Source organism: Leuconostoc fallax (assembly GCF_004354645.1).
In the GTDB taxonomy this organism is placed as follows: Bacteria; Bacillota; Bacilli; order Lactobacillales; family Lactobacillaceae; genus Leuconostoc_B; species Leuconostoc_B fallax.
Map to the genome: position 1 here is coordinate 22,254 of NZ_PUFI01000002.1, position 18,636 is coordinate 40,889.

Sequence of the window (18,636 nt, forward strand, 5' to 3'; positions counted from 1 at the left end):
ATAGCTCATTTTTTATTACCAAACTTTTGGATCTGGCGCTCCAGCAGCCATATCATCACGATATATTGGCGCCATTGGACTAAATTTAAATGTTGGTTTATTAAACATCAATGTTGCAGTGCCTCGAGCACCCGACCGATTTTTTTCAATAATAACTTCAATCGGTCCTGTCTCCTGCTGCTCTTGGTCTCGCGGATCACCTTCATCATCTGATTCGCTATCTCGATAGTAATCTTCACGATACAAGAAAGCCACAATATCTGCATCTTGCTCAATAGAACCCGACTCACGAATATCCGATAATACCGGACGCTTATCTTGACGCGCTTCCACACCTCGACTCAATTGTGATAATGCCAAAATAGGCGTATGTAATTCTTTAGCCAACTTCTTTAAAGAACGTGAAATATCTGACACTTCTTGCTGTCGATTCTCATGATTATTTGATTCAATCAATTGCAAGTAATCAATGACCACCATGCCAACAGGATGCGGATTTTCAATGCGTTGTTCCTTGGTCATTTGATTTAATAAATCTTTTTCTAAGGTACGCAACTTAGCCGTAATCTGGCTCATTTTAATACCTGGTGTATCGTCCATATAAATTTGCATATTTGATAAAGACTGCATAGCTAATGTCAAAGCTTGCCAATCATCATTTGTCATCTGACCAGTAGTCAGATGATTAGAGTCAATAGCACCTTCGGCAGCAACCAAACGATTGACTAATGAAACCGCACCCATTTCCAAACTAAAGATGGCCACAGGTACTTTTTCATTTTTAGCAACATTCTTAGCAAGGTTCAATACAAAAGCTGTCTTTCCCACAGCAGGTCTGGCAGCAACAATGATTAGCTCATCTTCTTTGAAACCATGTGTATAATGATCCAATTCAGGATAACCAGTAGCTAATCCCGTCACATCACTTTCATTATTAGCAGCATTTTCAAGATTTTCGTTGAATTCTTCCAAAACTTTTTTAATTGTTTTGAAATCTTCATCCCCACGGTTATCAGCTATATTATCGATTTGGCGACTTAACTGATCTAAAACCGTATCGCTTGATTCAGAAGCCTCATACGCCGTTGAAATGGTACGGGTCAGGGTCTCGATAATCCGGCGTAAGACAGCTTTTTCACGTACAATATTTGCATAGTGACGCAAATTGGCAGCCGAAGCACTGGCTTCTGATATTTCAGCCAAATAAGCGACTCCCCCAACATTATCTAACTGTTGCATACTGTTAAGTTTGTCTTGAAGGGTTAACATATCGACAGGTCGCTGTTCATCTACCAATAACTGCATGGCTTTAAAAATTTGTTGATGTGCTTGCCGATAAAAATCATCAGGATCTAAAATCGCACTTGCTGCAACCATAGCAGAATCAGAATTGATATCAAAAAAAATCGCACCAAGAACCGCTCTTTCAGCATCAATGTCTTGTGGTACTTGCCGATACTCAGCCCCTAATGCAGGATTATCCATGCTTATCCCTCGCTAACATGAACACGTAGGTTAGCCGTAACTTCGTGATGTAACTTAACCGGTACATCAGTATACCCCAATGTTCTGATTGGCATCTTTAAATCCATCTTACGCTTGTCAATCTTAATACTATATTGATCAGATAGCGCCGCAACAATTTGTTTAGTTGATACTGCACCAAATAGGCGACCATCTTTACCTGTTTTTCCAGTTAACTCAACAACCGTTTTTGCATTTTCTAACTTTGATTTTAGTTGCTTTGCCTCATTCAAAACCGCTGCTGCTGTTTTGGCTTCGAATTTTTCTTTACCAGCTTGTGCTGACACATTGGCTGGTGTTGCTGGTAACGCTTTATGATTTTTAATTAAGAAATTATTGGCATAACCATCCGGAACATTCTTGACTTCCCCGCGCTTACCGCGTCCTTTAACGTCTTCTAAAAATATAACTTTCATATCATCCTCCGAATTTATTGTGATTACTCACTATATTGCTGTGAAATAACATCTAATAATTGTGATTTGACTTCCTCAGGTGTTATATCATCTATTTGAGTAGCCGCATTAGACAGATGTCCACCGCCACCCATTGCTTCCATAATTGTTTGAACGTTACGCTCGCCCGTTGATCGTGCTGAAATACCGACACGACCATCATTACGTTTAGTAATAACAAAGGAAGCATCAACACCACTCACTTGCAATAATTCATCTGCTGCTTGAGCGGTAATAATACCAGAATATATGCTATCATCTTCACCTGTTACGATGGCATTATCTTCTAATATTTCAACCATGTTCACAAGATGTGTCCGTGCTTTAAAATCACTAAATTGCTCTTTCATAAATGATTGTATCAAATTATTATCGGCACCGTTGGCACGCAAGTAACTAGCGGCATCAAACGTTCGCGAACCAGTACGCAACGTAAAGTTTTTCGTGTCAATTTGAATGCCACCTAACATTGCTGTGGCTTCTAATTTGGTAATTGGGGCTTCACTTTGATCTTGATACTGCAAAAGCTCAACTACCAACTCGGAAGTGGATGATGCATAGGGTTCAATATATGACAACAGTGGCTTTTCAGATAATCCGTCTTCTGATAAACGATGATGATCAATCACCACAACACGATTACCTAATCGTTTGAGTAATGTTGGTGCACTAGTAATAGATGCGCGCGCATGATCGACTAAGACGATCAGCGTTTGTTCACGTACAAGCTTTAGCGCCCGAGCCTCATCTACAATCGAATCATTAATCTCACTACCAGGTGCGACAATATCATTTGGTTGTTTCCGTAACTCTTTCAATAATAATATGATATCACTGTATACCGTTTTTTCATCTAACACCAAAAATGCCGGCTTGTTTTTAGTTTGCGCCAATCGCCAAACGCCTAACCCTGAACCAACAGCATCTAAGTCTGGTGAAGCATGTCCAACAATCATCACATTATCTGCTTGTTCAACGAGTTCGCCGATTGTTTGACTAATCATGCGCGCACGTACACGCGTTCTTTTTTCCATTGGATTAGTAGCACCACCATAAAAACGTGCTGCTGCTTTGTTGGATTTCACAACAACCTGATCACCACCTCGACCCAAAGCCAGGTCTAAGTTTGTTTGAGCTAACTTAGCTAACTGATTAATATCTCGTTCGCCATAAGCAATCCCCATGGATAACGTTAGTGGAGAATTTTGTTGAGCCGTTGTTTCTCGAATTACCTTTAAGACACTGAATTTATCATCCTCAACCACTTGCAATGCTTTTTGATAACCAAACATCATATAATGTACAGAATTAAGACGGCGCAAATAAATATCGTTCGCCAATGCCCAATCTGATAAAGCGCGTGTCACGTATGTTCTAAGTCCGGAAGCCTCTGACTCGCTCATACCGTCAGTAACTTCTTCATAGTTATCCACAGAAATCAACCCACTAAATATCTGGTGATCTTTATACTCTTCTGCTATTGCTGCATATTCACTAATATCAGTTAGATAAGCAACTCTCAAATTATGTTGTACATATACTAAGAACTGCTTATCTTGCCAAGTAATCGTATTCGTCTTCTTTGAATCAGAATAACTATCAATACTATTGGCTAATTGTTCGTCGACTTCTTTTAACGTTGAGCCTAAAATATCTCGTTCGCCAAAATACATTTGCATATAGGGATTAATCCAATCGATTTTACCTGCATCATTTAAAAGAATAATACCAATTGGCATGCGAATTAATGCTTCTTGTTCACTACGCAAAATACGATATCCAAGGCCTGATAAATAAGCTTGCGTATTTTCATTTACCTCTCTAAGCGCTCGCGTGCTATAAAAAAGACTTATCACAACAATGACAAACCACAGTAAACCAAATATCCAATTATAAAGTGTTGCAAAAATAACGCTGAGTACGCTGACTGCCAGGAGCAGAAATGCAACTGCTCCTAATTTAGAATTCTGGAAAAATATTGGTAGATTTTTAAAATCAAAAAATTTCTTCAAAGTAATCAACCTCTAACTTTTGGGCAATTTCAAACGACGTTTCGTAATTTACTATCTTTCCTATTTTAACACATTTACAAAATAACCAAGGCTACCATAAACTCAAGCTATTCATAGTGGTAAAAAAAGTGGTATTAACATGTATGTTAATACCACTTTTTGACTGATTAAGTTAAATTAATATTAGTCTTCAGTAACGAATGGTAGCAAGCCCATGATACGAGCACGCTTAACAGCAGTTGTTACTTTACGTTGATTTTTAGCTGATGTTCCAGTCACACGACGTGGCAAAATCTTACCGCGTTCTGAGATGAAGCGTTCCAACAATTCAACATTTTTGTAATCGATATACTCAATGTGATTAGCTGCAATAAAATCAACCTTACGGCGACGACGTGGGCCACCTTGAGGACGGCGTGGGCGTGATGGACGCTCACTGTTTTGTGTCTTTCTTTCTTCTGACATGACAAGACTCCTTTCATTTGTTTGTTATATTCAAAATTTAAAATGGTAAATCATCGTCTGAAATATCAATTTCGTTACCACCGGCCGCAAATGGGTTCGGGGCATCATTATTTTGTGATGATGTTTGATTCTGTTTATTAGAATTATCATTTGCATTAGCAAATGGATCAACACCACTAAAATTATTGTTATTACCAAATGCATTGTTGTCTGAAAAGCCACTATTATTATTATTAGATGAACCGCCACCAGTAGCGCGACGTTTCTCACTTTCAGCACGTGACTCTAGAAGTGAAAAATTATCAACTACAACTTCAGTAACGTAAACACGTTGACCTTGGTTATTTTCGTAATTTCTCGTTTGCAAACGACCTTCAACAGCCACAAGTGACCCCTTGCCAGTAAAGTTTGCAAAATTCTCTGCTGATTTACGCCAAATAACAGCATTAATAAAATCAGCTTCACGTTCACCACTCGCATTGGTAAATTGGCGGTTAACCGCCAACGAGAATGATCCTACTGCCACACCCGACTGGGTGTAACGTAATTCCACATCACGGGTCAATCGCCCAACTAATACAACTCGATTAATCATTAAAAAGCTCCTTTCCCAGTGGAAAATGAATTATTCAGCGTCGCGCTTAACAACCATGTGACGTAAGATATCTTGTGAAATCTTTGCCAAACGGTCAAATTCGTTGATTGCGTCATCGTTGTCCGCGTTGAAGTTGATAACGTGATAAGTACCTTCACGATAACCATCAATTTCATAAGCGAAACGACGTGTTGCCCAATCAGCTGATTTAGTGATCGTTGCACCGTCAGTAGTCAAGATACCATCAAAACGCTCAACAAGCGCCTTTTTAGCATCCGCTTCCAAATCAGGGCGAACGATATAAGTCAATTCGTATGATGTAGCCATGTTTATTTCCTCCTTTTGGTCTCTGGCAGCCTTGGCTGCAAGGAGTGAGCACACTCTTGTGCATTCACAATTTACTATTATACTACACTCACACAAGAAATTTCAAGCGCATATTGCATCTATTTCCAGCTGGTATTATATAGTACGTAATACACTTGACATTATGACACGTCCTCATATTTTAGATAAAAAATAAATTATATTTCTTCGAATTTCACAGGCAAAAAGCATGCAAAAATCTGCATGCTTTTCGTCCAACGAATACATTATTTATTTGTTTTTTCTCGTCGTCGATATGATTTAATCTCTCGCCATATTGCCCATGTTAATTGAAACAATGTTAAAAACAGCGAAAATTTAGACCACCAACTGTAACGATTATTTTTTTGCTTTTTCTTCATTAATTAGTCCGCTTTCTTATAATCAGCCACTTTAGGATTAGCCTCATTTTTATTACTTTCAGTGTTTTTATCTGCCTCAGGTTGCTTGACATCTGTTGTCTTTTGCTTCTTATTATCGGCTTCTTGATATTCTTTTTGCTTATCTGTCATAAATCATTTCTCCTTTGATTATACTAATCCACCCGTCACGTTGAGTGATTCTCCAGTAACATAACTTGCGTCATCTGATGCTAAATAAACATAAGCACTCGCTAATTCAGCTGGTTGACCCGCTCTACCAAGGGGTGTGCGTTGACCAAAATGCGGTAAGTTCTCTTGCAGTTGTCCACCTGCTACCTGCAGCGGTGTCCAAATTGGGCCTGGAGCCACACTATTCACACGAATACCTTGACTAGCTAACTGCTTGGCCAAACTAATTGTTGTATTTCGAATAGCCGCTTTCGTCCCAGCATAATCAACCAAAAATTCAGACGGTTGTACAGCTTGTATTGAATTAGTTGTAATGATGCTGGCCCCTGCTGCTAGATGTGGCACTGCAGCTTTGACAAGCCATATTAAACTGAAAACATTCGTCGTGTACGTGTCGACTAATTGTTGCGTTGACAACTGCACCACATCTTCTTGGGCCTGCTGCTTACCAGCTACAAGCGCCATGATATCCAAGCCACCGAGTTCATTAATCGTACGCGTTATTAAATTTTGATTAAAGGCTTCCGACTTTAAATCACCCGGAATCAAAATAACTGTGCCACCAATAGCTTCAATAATCCGGCGCACGTCTTGTGCATCTTCTTCCTCATCTGGTAAATAATTTAGAACAATATCTGCACCCTCTTTGGCATAAGCAATCGCCACCGCACGTCCTATACCCGAGTCCCCACCGGTAACCAATGCTTTCTTGTGTAATAAACGTTGGGCGCCTTGATACGTCGTGGCACCATCATCAGGTACTGGCATCATCTTTTTTTGTAAACCCGGCTCAGGCTGTGATTGCTTTTCAAAATCCCCTGAAAAATATTTTTGATCTGTCATGAAAGCCTCCTTCCGTTATTACCACTAAATGCAACATGCAATCCCCAAACTGTTCAATAGTCCAGAAAGGAAGTTGCTTTACGTAAACCCTAACAAACGTATCAGAAGCATTGCAAATCATCTGTTTATAACAGCCACAATCGTTATATTTTTTCTTGTGTAAACGCCTTCAAATCAATCTCCTCACTTTCGTCTCATCTTTCTTTAACATTTATGAACTCACCATTAGATATTATTTTGTATAAATATTCATAACATAAATTTACGCATTTTTATACAATTTGTATGCGCCACATCTTTCCCAATAAAAAAGCAGCCCTGCGGCTGCTTTTTTATCAAGCTAATCGATACACATAATAATATGGATAATTTGCACGTTTAACAAAATCATTATAACTCAACTCCTGAACGGCAGTATTTTTCTGACCACCTGTATAATAACATGTTGAAATAAATGCTGGATTATCATCGTCAGAAGAACTGATTAAGCCAACATGACCACCGGCACCTAAACTGTAGCCTTTTTGACCCCAAATGACAACATCCCCATAGTTTGAATGCCATCCATTTTGATCATTATCAACTACCAATTTGAACCCATTGGCTAATAAATAACGATGTAGACCTTCCGTACTATAAAGATAATCTGGTTGTGTTGCACCTGCTTCATACAATGCTTCGGTTACGGAACCAGAACAGTCAGCAGTCCCATCAGTGCCATTCCGAGAGCCATACATGCTGTATGTTAACTTATTCTTATTCGCCTCAAACCACTCAACAGTTTTTACAATATCTACCTTGTGCGCTTGATTAGGTGCATAGATTAATGCACCTGTTATTTTGTTACTCTGATACCATACATTAGCAATGACTTGTTGGCCATACTGCATTTGACCATCTGTTGCATAATAAACGGTCTTATGCTGTTCAGGAATATATTGAATGCCCGTTTGCATGGCACCTGTTTGTTTTTGGAACAAATACCAGTGACGATTAATCCGTTGTTGACCGTATTGCATTCGACCATCGGTTGCATAATAAACGGTCTTCTGTTGATTGGTTATATTTTGAAATCCTGTTTTCATTGCACCCGTTTGTGCATTAAACAAGTACCAATTTTTTTGAATACGCTGTTGACCGTACTGCATCTGTCCATTGCTAGCATAATAAACTGTCTTCTGTTGCTCTGGTATGATTTGAAAACCAGTTTTCATGGCACCAGTTCGTTTATCAAATAAATACCACTTAGATTGAATGCGCTGTTGACCATATTGCATTTGACCATCTGTCGCATAATAAACGGTTTTCTTTTGTTCTGGAATATTTTGAAATCCCACTTGCATGGCGCCATCTGTCGCGTTGAATAAATACCAATTCTGATTTATTTTCTGTTGGCCGTACGTTACTTGCCCTTGATCATTGTAATAATATGTTTTATTTTGGTTCGTAACGAAACCACGATTTTGTACTGGCTGCTGTTGAACAGCGCGCTGCGCTGCGCTTGTAGCTACTGAACGTTCTATATGTACACTTGTTTCTTGTACTGATTTTACATCTATCGACGTTGTTGTTGTCTGATTATCACTAACATTATTTTGTGCTTTTGTGTCTTGTGCTTTTGTGTCACTCGCACCTATTTGTACTACTTTTTCATCATGCGCTGATTGTTCAATGTTAGTAGTATCCTGCTTATCGACTGTTACCGCAACGTTCTGATCGTTTTTAGTAGCCATCTTAACATCACTACTAGTTTGCTGATTATCGACTGTTGACACACTATCCGCTGTGGATACACTATCTGTTGTGTTTTGTTGCGCTACTACTGGTGTCGTTTGCTTACTGTCGTCATGATGCATTGTCGTCTCATCAGGCTGTTTATCTGAAATACCAACTGTCATTGTTTGGGTGTCATGATTAACATCATCTGCAAATGCAGGATGAACGATCGCACTAGCTCCCAATGCTGCGATAGTCGCTGCACCAACACACCAACTTTTACCATTTTTAAATAATTTAAATCTCCGCTTAGCTTCCATCACGTTTCTCTCATCTCCATTTAAATTTAAATTCCTTGGTAACACACAATAATCAGTATAACAATATCTTTGTGTATCACTCAACATGTGGTAACTTATCTGCAAATAAGTATCTTTTCTTACCATATAAAAAAGCGATACTATCCTTTAAGATAGGCATCACTTTTAACCTTAATGGCATTCATATATCATTTATTTTGCCATTCTTCACGTGTAATACGTAAAAAATGTTCATCTTTATAAAGCTTTAATAACGGTACATATTTATCGACAACCGTCAGTTGATAGCTTAAACCACACTTTTCCTGAACCCGTCTTGACTGCTGATTACCTTCATAATAGCCAGCCCAAATTTCAGCTAACTCGAGTTGATTAAAACCGTAAAGTAACAGTCGATTAATAGCCTCTGGCATTAAACCTTGACCCCAGAATGGCACACCAATCCAATAACCAATTTCTGCGCTTTTATCAGTCATAAAAGTTGGATAATCTATACTGTGAGTAAATTTCAATCCCGCACTACCAATAATCATATTCGGTGTTTCTTTAAAAGCCATTGCAAATGTTCCAGTGGTCATCAACACATTTTCAATCACACTTTTACTTTCTTGAACACTGTGATGAGCAGGCCAACCAGCTGCAGGACCTACGCGACTATCTTTAGCATACTGGTAAAGTTGTGGCGCATCATCTAGGCGCCAAGGTCTCAATATTAAACGGTTTGTTTCTAAAATTGTCATGTCAATGCCCTACCTAATACTAAGGATTTACTAAATTCTGAAATTCACTTTTTAAATCAACGTTCGCTGTTTCTTTAAAGTGAATGAGATTATCCGGCATACCTTGATTTTGTTGTGTTACCAAGACTACGGGACGTCCTTCATGAATAGTGAAGAAATACAAATGAGCATTCATCGCAACATTTTTATCTGCCGAATCAGAATAAATCGCAACAATATTATAATCATAATGACCACTACCATCCTGACTCAATCCCATATTCACCTGGTGATCATCAACAGCAAAATTATTTTTAGCCAAATCTCGTGGATAACTAACGCCATAATAATTCATTTCGCCAGCGCCGTTTTCAGGATAATAACGTTTGTAACTTTGCGCCATAGTGACACCCCAGGATGCAATGAAATTATCCAGTTGAGTCAGCTTGGTCGTACTCCATAGTTTAGTTGACTGCATTTTGTCATCACTTGACTGTGATTGGCGACTATCTACATGACTAGTCGAACGACTGCTCATTGCTGCTGAAGACTGTGTATTCTGATTAGAGGTTATCGCAGCCTTTAATGTCGTCTGATTTCCACTGTTTTTCGTCTTTGTCGTTTGATTCTTTAGGCGATTAATCGTTTGGTGTTCTAGTGTATAAACCATGCCAATTAACAAAATAATCACCATGACTGCAATTAACCATTTGACATATGCACGCTTCATACGCTCTCCTCATTCACAACAATTCTATTATACTTTTTCTATTTATGGTGTCTGATGACACTACTTTTATCAGGTAACGTGGCTGTTAATGATAATGTTTCACGTGAAACATTATCAATTAGTCGTCACTAGCCAGGATATGCTTTATAATATAGGTAAATTGTAAACTATCTACGGTCAAATTAACACCTTAAACGCTTTCAAAACAATTGTTTTCATACAATATTCACTATACGTTCAGATCTGAACAAAAAATACAAAAAGGAGAAGATATATCATGACAACAACTTTTTCGGAACAATTTAAAAAAATAAGACGACATCAAGATCTTTCACAGGAAGAAATTGCAAATAAATTGTTCATATCTCGTGAAACAATCAGTCAATGGGAAAATGATGAGGCAACCCCAAATTTAAGTCAATTGGTACAATTATCCCGGCTATTTGATGTTTCATTAGATGAACTTGTATTAAATGATTCGTCTCATCACAGACATAATGAGCACCCCACCAATTTTTGGCAGTTTGCTGAAAGCTATTGGTGGCTCATATTCCCCATCGGTGGTTTCCTATCGTGGTTTATTCCACATATCATCGAGGTAATCAAGCAGTAAATTTCAAATATATTAGAGGTTATCATGACAACAGATCAAAACAACTATCTCATTCACGGTTACTCAGCAACGCCTACAGCCAACTGGTTTCCCTGGTTAAAAACACAGCTCAACATACATTTGAATCAAGAATTAAATATTCTGACAATGCCCGACACCAACCATCCTAATTTAGAAGCATGGCTCGGTGCTTGTGAACGTGATATTGATAGTTCTGATGGCATAACATTGATTGGGCACAGTCTTGGTTGCATTACAGCACTTCGTTTTCTAGAAAAACAAACCATCAAGAATGTCAATTTAATTTTGGTTTCTGGCTTTGATGACAAAATTGAAACTTTGCCTGAATTAGATGGATTTACACAACAGCCGCTCGATATACAGCAACTATTGCCCAAAATCAATCAAATCACTGTTATATCTGCGCGGGATGATGATATCGTACCTTATCGACATACTGAAAAATTAGCACGTGATCTGGATGCTCCATTTATTTTGATGCCACATGGTCAACATTTTATTGATCGCGATGGTACGACAAAGCTTCCCGTTGTCTATGATGTATTCGCTACATTCCGAAAAAATTAATAACAGTTTTATAAAAAAATCTAGAAGATATCTTCTAGACTTTTTGTGTGCAGACCATTTATCTCTGAAATTTAGCCACCTAGCTGATTGCCATATCTATCATAATAATAATATTATATGATAAAAATTAATCAAATAAGGAGCAACCAAATGAAAGTCCAATATCAAACAATGGCTGAGCTAGCACGTGATACGCTACTCATTGGTGCCAAAGAAAAAAACCCTCAGGTCATGTCGATTATTCAAAATATTGAGTTTCACCATTTTTCAGTACGTGGTAAATTTTTGGATAAACATTATATGATACCAAGCGCGCATTGTATACAATTCTTTTCCAAAGACAAAAAAATTTATGTCCGCACAACAGAATCAGAATTCATAACAGCTTACCGCTTATACGAACTAGAACAGAAATTACCAACTAATTTTTTAAGAATATCTCATACTGAAATCATTAATATAGATTTTATCGATCATTTTAGTTTAAGTAAAAATGGTCTTGTACGAATTACTTTTAGTGACAAACAACAAACCTATTCATCTCGACGCTATTTAAAGAAAATTAAGGAAATATTACTATGATTAAAAAAATAATTCAGCATACTTGCTTTGGTATATTTAGTGGTACATTCATTGGCTTATGTTTTTCTTTGTTCTTTTCCTATTTTTACCAGTCCACAACGCTGCTTCCAGCGCCACCTAGATTTATGCATCACTTTGCCTCATCTTTAAATGCCTTTGCCATTTCTATTATATTATGGTCACTAATTGGTATTGTGTTTTCTGTTAGCAGCCTTATTTTTTCAGAGACTGACTGGAGTATCACTAAAATGACCATCACCCATTTTATTATTTGCTATAGTTTATTCCTACCGCTGGCTATTTTAAGTGGCTGGTTTCCAATTAATTTACCCAGCTTTATTTCCTTTACTGTGATTTACATCATCATCTATTGTTTGATATGGACAGTATTTATGTATTCTGCAAAAAAAGAAATACAACATCTTAATGCTGCTATTAAAAGTTAAATCATAACAATTAAAAAGTGCTACTATCTTGTGAGATCGTAGCATTTTTTTGGACAGCAACTGGAAATATATCGTTGTGGGAGAAGAGATATTTATGAGTAAGAGTTAAGAAATGTATGCTTGTTGTCCATGCATTAAGTATGTCCTTACTCGATTAAGTACACTTTAAATAGACGTTAATCTAACATTAAAAGTCCTCTTTTCTACCACACATTCATCGTTAATTTATCTTTAAATTGTTGAAATACTCGATTTCTAAGTAGAATAAAACTCAAAATAATTTGGAACAACAAACTCACAATCATTTTAATTATTCTCACACTTAGCAATGCACTGTAATCAAGATGATAAATAGCCGCAATCAGCCAAGTATTTAAAATAAAGCTAATCCCCACCATAACAACAACGTTAACTAAAATGATGCGTATCCACGTTGGCTTGTCCAATAACCCATAAGTTGCACCCGCCAAAAGTGCTGGTATTAAGAACCAAAAAGAGAATGTTCCATTACCTAACAAAGTAAACGTTAAAACATTAGCCAATCCTGCCACAACTAATGTTGCACGGCTACCATATAAAAAACCTGAGATAATCAATGCAATAAATCCCAAGTTCACCTTGGCAAATTCAGGGCCAAAACTCAACTTGCCTAATATAATATTCAAAGCAATAAGAACCGAAAGAATTGTAATTTTACGGACATTATTCATTTTTATTTTCTCAATTTCTTTTATTATTCATTATCGTTTTTTTCAATAATGCCAATTGGCGATTAATGTATTTCTCATCTGCCTGATGTAAGTAACAAAAGAGACTCAATCCCTCAATCGTTAAAATGCAATAGTCAGCTAAGTCTTCAATCTGTTGATCATGCATTTTTTCTTGATCAACCCCCAGCATCAACAAGCCTAATACTGTTCGACGTGTATCGGCTAAGCTTTTTGTTAAAAATTCTTGCGAACTCGCTGACTTTTCAAAGGCATAATATTCATATCCTGACATTAATAATGATTTTGAAATATTTAATAGCCGCTGCTTTTGAATTGTTAAGTACTGATCTAAGACTTGTAAAAAGTCTTGTTTATCAATGATAGCAGCTCGAATTGGGTCAAATCGATGCTGATCTTTTTCAATTAAGATCGTTTGCATTATTTCTTCTACAGATGAAAAATATAAATACAAACCACCTCTACTAATTCCAGCTGCAGATGCGACATCCAACATCGAAGTATTTGAATATCCCTTTTTTAATAAAATTTGTCTAGCTGCTTTTAAAATATGTTGTCGCTTTTTTTGATGTACTTTTTCATCTACAGTTCTACTCATCACGCTTTAATCCTAATCCACATTATAAAATGACAGATGTGTCATTTTATAAAATAATAGCATGCCCTACACTTTTGGTCAACTATCAAATCAAACAAGGTTAACACCATAACTTAATTCCTTACCCAATAGAAAATAAAAAGCCAGACCGTATTATTGACAATTCGGTCTAGCTCAACTTTCATATTATGCCGTTCACTATAGGTAATCTTTTCACTATGGGTAATAGTATCAAAACCACAATAACACCCATAACATTTTGTGCAATATTACCAGGAATTGAGGCTACTCCAGCAGCCCAATTGTAAAGCACCGCCCCAGCCAATACATAACCAACAATCATCACAAGTGCACCAATCAGAAGTGCGATAGCTTGTTGCCAATAGCCTTTTTTAGCACCAATTAAGCCTACAAGCCATCCCTCCAATCCGTGAATAACCAATGAGAAAATCATCCATTGCGGGTATCCGGCGAGTAAATCAAGTAACAACCCGCTGGCACCGCCGACAATCAGGCCACTGCGGGCACCACCACCCAAAGCAGCTAAAAAGATACCTGCTTCAACCAAATTAACAAAGCCATTCGTAGCAGGTACTGGAATTTTAACAATATATGATAATGCAATATTAAAGGCGATTAACAGTGATAACGTCGTCATTTTCTTGATTCGTTGATTGTTCATTACTTACTCCTTGCCACACATGGCCGACATATTGATTAATTTTAACAGCGTGATATATTGCCCGATGCGTCAATTGCTTAGCATCCGCTACTGCAGTTATAATATCTTTTCCAGATACTAGACCTGCTAATATTGCGGCCGAGAAAGTACACCCTGCCCCATGGTTAGCTTGACCAGCTATGCGTTTCATTTCAAATACATAAAAGTGATGGCCATCATAAAGCAAATCTAACGCCGTGTCACCTTGCCAACGGCTGCCAGTTTTAATAATAATATACTGTGGCCCTTGGTCAAATAATTTCTGAGCAGCTACTTGCATTTCTGTAATGGTATTAATCGATGACATCCCCGTTAAAAGAGCTGCTTCTAAAATATTTGGCGTTATCACCTGTACTTTGGGTAGCAATGCCTCCCGATAGGTATTCAAGGCAATATTATCATGATCTGAAACAGCCAATTTGGTCATTAATACAGGATCAAGTAGGATATACTTTGTCTGTACTTGATCTAGATATTTCACCAAATCCCAAAAATTATCTTGATTTGCTATCATGCCAACTTTAATTCCAGATAATGCAATACCATTCAAAGTATCCAGTTGCGCTTTAAAAATAGTATTTTCTATTGCGTAACGTGTCACGTGCCAGTCCTGTGGTGTCATTGTCACAATATTTTCAATTACAGATAAACCAAACAGCCCGCACTGTTGAAATGTTCGAATATCTGCTTCAATGCCACCGCCACCGCTAGTATCCGATCCTCCAATAGATGTCACCTTATTGACCATAATTAGCCTCCTTACAGTACATTCTCATATAATGTTATGCCTATCTAATGTTGAGCACCCCTTGATTTTACGGCATATTTTATCCTAATTTAATATAAGTAAACTATAATTAAATTGAATTATTGCAAGATAACAATAGAGGATTTAAAAATGATTATAACCCATGATATACAAAATTTGGACATAAATGCTGACGAACTAGCAGAAAGAATTGAAAATATTTTTACTGCTAACAATCAACTGATTATTAACTTTGATGCCCTGCCAGAGGCGCTTGAAAAGCAATCTGGTGCCTATATGAAATCATTTAACAAAGTGAGTCAAAGTAAGATTGTCTTAGAATTAGTGAGTGCAACGCTATTTATCAGAATATTAGGTAATCGTATGGTTGAGGTCACATTAGACGATCACATTTTCTTAGTGGCCATTAACGACACCCATGAACCCTATTTTGAAGCTAAACTGGCAATTAAACTCGTAAAGTTAATGAATCAGCAATTAAAATAACGCGTTATTTCATCAGAAATATCCAAAAATTAAATTGACTTCTTTCGATTATTTCATTTATAATGCTAATTATAGTAAGAGGTTAATGATGTCCATTCAATTTACATCAACTGAACAAATTTTACCTAGCGTCGTCGTCAGTGTCTATTGACGACGGGCGTCGTTTTGTTTTGCCCGTCAATTCTATTTTTGATGGGCAGCTAATAATGGGTAAGTGAAGCACTATTAACTTAAACCTGATCAGCTGTTCTACAGTTCATCAGGTTTTTTATTTGCTAATAACATCTTGAGGAGACTGTTCATGACACACAAAAATGAACGCCAAAAAATATTGCTCGTTGCATCCCTAATTTTCGGTATGTTCTTTGGCGCAGGGAATTTAATCTTTCCCATCCAACTTGGGCAACTTGCTGGAAGTAATTGGTTACCGGCTACATTAGGATTCTTAATTACCGGAACATTAGTGCCATTTTTAGCTATGTTGGCAATCGGTGTAACCAGTAGTAAGGGCATTTATGACATCGCCAAACCCGTTGCCCCATGGTTTGCAACTGCCTTTCTAATTCTCGTACACTTAACATTGGGGCCGTTCTTTGCAACCCCACGTACAGCTGCTACTGCCTATTCCATGGGTATTTCACAATTAATTGGTACGCAATACCAGAGTTTAGGCATGTTTGTCTTCTCATTATGTTTCTTCGTTTTAGCTTATCTTGCAACGGTTCATCGCACAAATCTTACACATTGGATTGGCAAATATTTAAATCCAATATTTCTAATTTTAATTGGTACGGTACTTGTGATTACCTTTACTTTACCAATGGGTAACTTAAATCAGCCAGTACAGGCTGCCTACAAAAACGCTGCATTCTTTCAAGGTTTTCTTGATGGCTATAATACAATGGATGGTTTAGGTTTACTTGCCTTTGCCGTCACCATCGTCTATGCCGTTAAAGGATTAGGCTTTGCTGATCATCATTTACCTAAAACACTAGCCAAAGCAGGATTAATTAGTATTATCGCCGAAGCTATTCTATATACAGGACTCGTACTAATGGGCGTTATGAGCTTAGGTCAACTCGCAATTTATCCCAATGGCGGTGAAACTTTTGCGGCAATTATCACACATTATACTGGTAGCTTCGGTAATATTTTAACAAGTATTGTCATTACATTAGCCGTATTCACTACGGCAATGGGCATCATTTCATCATTTGCACAAGATTTACATCGGGTACTCCCGAAAGTTAGCTATGTTAACTGGTTACGCGTGACATCAATTGGCTCCTTTATCACTGCTAATGCTGGACTCACCAACATTGTGTCCTGGGCCGTCCCCGTCCTTATGTTCTTATATCCATTAGTCCTAACCTTAATCTTATTATCTCTAACTGCTAAATATTTTAACCACTCTGCACTTGTTTATAGAATAACCATTGCTGCAGTAATTCTGCCCGCTATCATGGATGCTCTAACGCACCTTCCCTTAACGCAATCTTCTAGCATGACGCAGTTAACAACCACATACTATGCAATATTCCCTCTAGCCAATCACGGGCTTGGCTGGGTAGTCCCATGTCTGATTGGTTTCGTTCTAGCTATTATGATTCAAAAATTAACCAATCCTATAGTAACCAAAGATGGGTCGATTACTGGATAACCAAAAATAATACAAATAAAAGCAGCCTCCGATAGTTCAGAGGCTGCTTTTTTATACAAATTAAAACAAATAGTTCATAATGTATAAATATTCTAAAATATAAGTATATGAATATTTATACGATGGTGTATTCAGATTTTAATTAAAAGTAATATGCGCTGATTGTCGCATATTTTCTAATATTTCAACTGCCTTATCGGTGAAATGCATTTGCCGCCACATTTTCTGACTCTGATTATCTTGAACCATATTGATAAAATAATCCAATTCCGGCATCATCGTATTGGCCATTTTTGGGTAAGAGGTGCTTTGCTGATTTTGATCATCAGTTATCACTTTAATATGTTCCAAATGTGTCGGATGTTCAAGAATCACTGTCCCATGGTCACCATAAATTTCACTCTTTAATTCACTATATGTATGATTCCCAACAGAAAAATTAATCTGATAGTCATCATAAATGAGTGTCCCGACACCAAAATAATCCGCGCCATCAGGATGATCTACAATACTTGCTTTGTAATGATAATCTAATGGTTCCCCAAACCAGCGCAAGGCATTATGCACCAAATACACGCCTAAATCATACAGGACACCTCTGGCTGCACGCCGCGGATAAAACACTTGGTAATGGCTCCTGCTTAGCAAACTGAATTTTATTTTCATCATATGCTAAATAATTTAAATTAGCACCAATAATGTGACCAATTCCTGGTAATGCCTTTTCAACAGCATGAAATGCAGTAAAGAAAGTTTGCTTCACGGCTTCCATAAAGTATAATTGTGGGTGCTCACGTAGATAATCTTGGATTTGTTGTAATTCTTGTGATGAAATAACTGCTGGTTTTTCAACCAACACATGTTTGTTGGCTTTTAAAGCCATCATAATTTGATCAAAATGAACATGGTTAGGCGAGGCAATATAGACAACATTCATTGATGGATGGTTCAAAAAGCTTTCCAATTGATCATATACCGTAAAATCTATGCCAATATCCGCTTTAAACGCCTGCCCTGATTGCTGACGCCTTGAAAAAACAGCCACTGTTTGTGCATGATGATGTGTTTGCGTGGCGGATATAAATTTCTTTGATATCCAATTTGTACCAATAACGCCAAAATTCAACATAGTGTTTCCTCCAAAGTAGC

At 37.4% G+C, this 18,636-nt stretch carries 23 protein-coding genes; 6 read left to right on the forward strand and 17 right to left on the reverse strand.

Translation table 11 applies throughout. From position 1 onward, the window contains the following. Positions 1 to 15: 15 nt before the first annotated feature. The 11 genes from dnaB to C5L23_RS00135 form a co-directional block, all read right to left on the reverse strand. On the reverse strand, positions 16 to 1,485 hold the full coding sequence (dnaB, locus tag C5L23_RS00090) for a replicative DNA helicase (protein ID WP_133264112.1): 1,470 nt from the start codon (positions 1,483 to 1,485) through the stop codon (positions 16 to 18). 2 nt (positions 1,486 to 1,487) lie between these two features. Next, the gene (gene rplI, locus C5L23_RS00095) at positions 1,488 to 1,940 is read right to left on the reverse strand and encodes a 50S ribosomal protein L9 (protein ID WP_010006800.1); all 453 of its coding nucleotides are present in this window, start codon (positions 1,938 to 1,940) and stop codon (positions 1,488 to 1,490) included. 23 nt (positions 1,941 to 1,963) lie between these two features. Continuing rightward, positions 1,964 to 3,991 (reverse strand): DHH family phosphoesterase, encoded by a 2,028-nt coding sequence (locus tag C5L23_RS00100; RefSeq protein ID WP_010006802.1) that lies wholly within the window; start codon positions 3,989 to 3,991, stop codon positions 1,964 to 1,966. 183 nt (positions 3,992 to 4,174) lie between these two features. Beyond that, positions 4,175 to 4,456, reverse strand: coding sequence for a 30S ribosomal protein S18 (gene rpsR, locus C5L23_RS00105; RefSeq protein ID WP_010006803.1), 282 nt, complete (start codon positions 4,454 to 4,456; stop codon positions 4,175 to 4,177). 37 nt (positions 4,457 to 4,493) lie between these two features. Next, complete coding sequence (gene ssb, locus C5L23_RS00110) at positions 4,494 to 5,051, reverse strand: single-stranded DNA-binding protein (protein ID WP_010006805.1); 558 nt, start codon at positions 5,049 to 5,051, stop codon at positions 4,494 to 4,496. Positions 5,052 to 5,081: 30 nt separating this feature from the next. After that, positions 5,082 to 5,378: a 30S ribosomal protein S6 gene (gene rpsF, locus C5L23_RS00115; protein WP_010006806.1), complete on the reverse strand. Its 297-nt coding sequence runs from the start codon at positions 5,376 to 5,378 to the stop codon at positions 5,082 to 5,084. Between the two features lie 404 nt (positions 5,379 to 5,782). After that, positions 5,783 to 5,929, reverse strand: coding sequence for a hypothetical protein (locus C5L23_RS08475; RefSeq protein WP_010006807.1), 147 nt, complete (start codon positions 5,927 to 5,929; stop codon positions 5,783 to 5,785). Positions 5,930 to 5,947: 18 nt separating this feature from the next. Then, entirely contained in the window at positions 5,948 to 6,811 is an 864-nt protein-coding gene (locus C5L23_RS00120; RefSeq protein WP_133264113.1) for an SDR family oxidoreductase, read from the reverse strand. A gap of 335 nt (positions 6,812 to 7,146) precedes the next feature. Next, the gene (locus tag C5L23_RS00125) at positions 7,147 to 8,847 is read right to left on the reverse strand and encodes a peptidoglycan amidohydrolase family protein (protein WP_240034413.1); all 1,701 of its coding nucleotides are present in this window, start codon (positions 8,845 to 8,847) and stop codon (positions 7,147 to 7,149) included. Positions 8,848 to 9,035: 188 nt separating this feature from the next. Next, entirely contained in the window at positions 9,036 to 9,587 is a 552-nt protein-coding gene (locus C5L23_RS00130) for a GNAT family N-acetyltransferase (RefSeq protein ID WP_010006810.1), read from the reverse strand. 19 nt (positions 9,588 to 9,606) lie between these two features. After that, entirely contained in the window at positions 9,607 to 10,296 is a 690-nt protein-coding gene (locus tag C5L23_RS00135; protein ID WP_010006811.1) for a DUF4767 domain-containing protein, read from the reverse strand. A 277-nt stretch (positions 10,297 to 10,573) separates the two neighbouring features. Between C5L23_RS00135 and C5L23_RS00140 the strand changes: the two genes are divergently transcribed. From C5L23_RS00140 to C5L23_RS00155, 4 genes are all read left to right on the forward strand, one after another. Continuing rightward, positions 10,574 to 10,909, forward strand: coding sequence for a helix-turn-helix domain-containing protein (locus tag C5L23_RS00140; RefSeq protein WP_133264115.1), 336 nt, complete (start codon positions 10,574 to 10,576; stop codon positions 10,907 to 10,909). A gap of 24 nt (positions 10,910 to 10,933) precedes the next feature. Then, the gene (locus C5L23_RS00145) at positions 10,934 to 11,497 is read left to right on the forward strand and encodes an RBBP9/YdeN family alpha/beta hydrolase (protein ID WP_010006815.1); all 564 of its coding nucleotides are present in this window, start codon (positions 10,934 to 10,936) and stop codon (positions 11,495 to 11,497) included. A gap of 150 nt (positions 11,498 to 11,647) precedes the next feature. After that, complete coding sequence (locus C5L23_RS00150) at positions 11,648 to 12,079, forward strand: LytTR family DNA-binding domain-containing protein (protein ID WP_170168002.1); 432 nt, start codon at positions 11,648 to 11,650, stop codon at positions 12,077 to 12,079. Beyond that, complete coding sequence (locus tag C5L23_RS00155) at positions 12,076 to 12,525, forward strand: DUF3021 domain-containing protein (RefSeq protein WP_133264117.1); 450 nt, start codon at positions 12,076 to 12,078, stop codon at positions 12,523 to 12,525. The genes C5L23_RS00150 and C5L23_RS00155 overlap by 4 nt, the downstream gene beginning before the upstream one ends. 203 nt (positions 12,526 to 12,728) lie before the next feature. On the opposite strand, the gene C5L23_RS00160 is transcribed toward C5L23_RS00155, so the two are convergent. The 4 genes from C5L23_RS00160 to thiD all read right to left on the reverse strand — a co-directional run bounded on the left by C5L23_RS00160 (position 12,729) and on the right by thiD (position 15,320). After that, complete coding sequence (locus tag C5L23_RS00160; protein WP_010006817.1) at positions 12,729 to 13,235, reverse strand: folate family ECF transporter S component; 507 nt, start codon at positions 13,233 to 13,235, stop codon at positions 12,729 to 12,731. A gap of 10 nt (positions 13,236 to 13,245) precedes the next feature. Beyond that, positions 13,246 to 13,851: a TetR/AcrR family transcriptional regulator gene (locus C5L23_RS00165; protein ID WP_133264118.1), complete on the reverse strand. Its 606-nt coding sequence runs from the start codon at positions 13,849 to 13,851 to the stop codon at positions 13,246 to 13,248. Between the two features lie 181 nt (positions 13,852 to 14,032). Then, the gene (locus C5L23_RS00170; RefSeq protein WP_010006820.1) at positions 14,033 to 14,533 is read right to left on the reverse strand and encodes an ECF transporter S component; all 501 of its coding nucleotides are present in this window, start codon (positions 14,531 to 14,533) and stop codon (positions 14,033 to 14,035) included. Beyond that, positions 14,478 to 15,320 carry a bifunctional hydroxymethylpyrimidine kinase/phosphomethylpyrimidine kinase gene (gene thiD / locus C5L23_RS00175; RefSeq protein ID WP_010006821.1) on the reverse strand — a complete coding sequence of 281 codons (843 nt, stop codon included), beginning with the start codon at positions 15,318 to 15,320 and terminating at the stop codon, positions 14,478 to 14,480. Before thiD ends, C5L23_RS00170 begins: the two co-directional genes overlap by 56 nt. A 150-nt stretch (positions 15,321 to 15,470) precedes the next feature. On the opposite strand from thiD, the gene C5L23_RS00180 reads away from it, so the two are divergent. Together C5L23_RS00180 and brnQ are read left to right on the forward strand one after the other, a co-directional pair. Then, the gene (locus C5L23_RS00180) at positions 15,471 to 15,827 is read left to right on the forward strand and encodes a hypothetical protein (RefSeq protein ID WP_010006822.1); all 357 of its coding nucleotides are present in this window, start codon (positions 15,471 to 15,473) and stop codon (positions 15,825 to 15,827) included. A 301-nt stretch (positions 15,828 to 16,128) separates the two neighbouring features. After that, positions 16,129 to 17,487 carry a branched-chain amino acid transport system II carrier protein gene (brnQ, locus tag C5L23_RS00185; RefSeq protein ID WP_010006823.1) on the forward strand — a complete coding sequence of 453 codons (1,359 nt, stop codon included), beginning with the start codon at positions 16,129 to 16,131 and terminating at the stop codon, positions 17,485 to 17,487. Positions 17,488 to 17,625: 138 nt separating this feature from the next. On the opposite strand, the gene C5L23_RS00190 is transcribed toward brnQ, so the two are convergent. Both C5L23_RS00190 and C5L23_RS00195 read right to left on the reverse strand, forming a co-directional pair. Beyond that, on the reverse strand, positions 17,626 to 18,111 hold the full coding sequence (locus C5L23_RS00190) for a Gfo/Idh/MocA family protein (RefSeq protein ID WP_133264119.1): 486 nt from the start codon (positions 18,109 to 18,111) through the stop codon (positions 17,626 to 17,628). Further along, the gene (locus C5L23_RS00195) at positions 18,071 to 18,616 is read right to left on the reverse strand and encodes a Gfo/Idh/MocA family protein (protein WP_010006826.1); all 546 of its coding nucleotides are present in this window, start codon (positions 18,614 to 18,616) and stop codon (positions 18,071 to 18,073) included. Before C5L23_RS00195 ends, C5L23_RS00190 begins: the two co-directional genes overlap by 41 nt. Positions 18,617 to 18,636: the final 20 nt, after the last annotated feature.

Bases quoted from the DNA above. Each gene is read 5' to 3' on its own strand.
- dnaB (WP_133264112.1), bottom strand. From the start codon at position 1,485: ATGGATAATCCTGCATTAGGGGCTGAGTATCGGCAAGTACCACAAGAC.
- rplI (WP_010006800.1), bottom strand. From the start codon at position 1,940: ATGAAAGTTATATTTTTAGAAGACGTTAAAGGACGCGGTAAGCGCGGG.
- rpsR (WP_010006803.1), bottom strand. From the start codon at position 4,456: ATGTCAGAAGAAAGAAAGACACAAAACAGTGAGCGTCCATCACGCCCA.
- ssb (WP_010006805.1), bottom strand. From the start codon at position 5,051: ATGATTAATCGAGTTGTATTAGTTGGGCGATTGACCCGTGATGTGGAA.
- rpsF (WP_010006806.1), bottom strand. From the start codon at position 5,378: ATGGCTACATCATACGAATTGACTTATATCGTTCGCCCTGATTTGGAA.
- C5L23_RS08475 (WP_010006807.1), bottom strand. From the start codon at position 5,929: ATGACAGATAAGCAAAAAGAATATCAAGAAGCCGATAATAAGAAGCAA.
- C5L23_RS00120 (WP_133264113.1), bottom strand. From the start codon at position 6,811: ATGACAGATCAAAAATATTTTTCAGGGGATTTTGAAAAGCAATCACAG.
- C5L23_RS00125 (WP_240034413.1), bottom strand. From the start codon at position 8,847: ATGGAAGCTAAGCGGAGATTTAAATTATTTAAAAATGGTAAAAGTTGG.
- C5L23_RS00130 (WP_010006810.1), bottom strand. From the start codon at position 9,587: ATGACAATTTTAGAAACAAACCGTTTAATATTGAGACCTTGGCGCCTA.
- C5L23_RS00135 (WP_010006811.1), bottom strand. From the start codon at position 10,296: ATGAAGCGTGCATATGTCAAATGGTTAATTGCAGTCATGGTGATTATT.
- C5L23_RS00140 (WP_133264115.1), top strand. From the start codon at position 10,574: ATGACAACAACTTTTTCGGAACAATTTAAAAAAATAAGACGACATCAA.
- C5L23_RS00145 (WP_010006815.1), top strand. From the start codon at position 10,934: ATGACAACAGATCAAAACAACTATCTCATTCACGGTTACTCAGCAACG.
- C5L23_RS00150 (WP_170168002.1), top strand. From the start codon at position 11,648: ATGAAAGTCCAATATCAAACAATGGCTGAGCTAGCACGTGATACGCTA.
- C5L23_RS00155 (WP_133264117.1), top strand. From the start codon at position 12,076: ATGATTAAAAAAATAATTCAGCATACTTGCTTTGGTATATTTAGTGGT.
- C5L23_RS00160 (WP_010006817.1), bottom strand. From the start codon at position 13,235: ATGAATAATGTCCGTAAAATTACAATTCTTTCGGTTCTTATTGCTTTG.
- C5L23_RS00165 (WP_133264118.1), bottom strand. From the start codon at position 13,851: ATGAGTAGAACTGTAGATGAAAAAGTACATCAAAAAAAGCGACAACAT.
- C5L23_RS00170 (WP_010006820.1), bottom strand. From the start codon at position 14,533: ATGAACAATCAACGAATCAAGAAAATGACGACGTTATCACTGTTAATC.
- thiD (WP_010006821.1), bottom strand. From the start codon at position 15,320: ATGGTCAATAAGGTGACATCTATTGGAGGATCGGATACTAGCGGTGGC.
- C5L23_RS00180 (WP_010006822.1), top strand. From the start codon at position 15,471: ATGATTATAACCCATGATATACAAAATTTGGACATAAATGCTGACGAA.
- brnQ (WP_010006823.1), top strand. From the start codon at position 16,129: ATGACACACAAAAATGAACGCCAAAAAATATTGCTCGTTGCATCCCTA.
- C5L23_RS00195 (WP_010006826.1), bottom strand. From the start codon at position 18,616: ATGTTGAATTTTGGCGTTATTGGTACAAATTGGATATCAAAGAAATTT.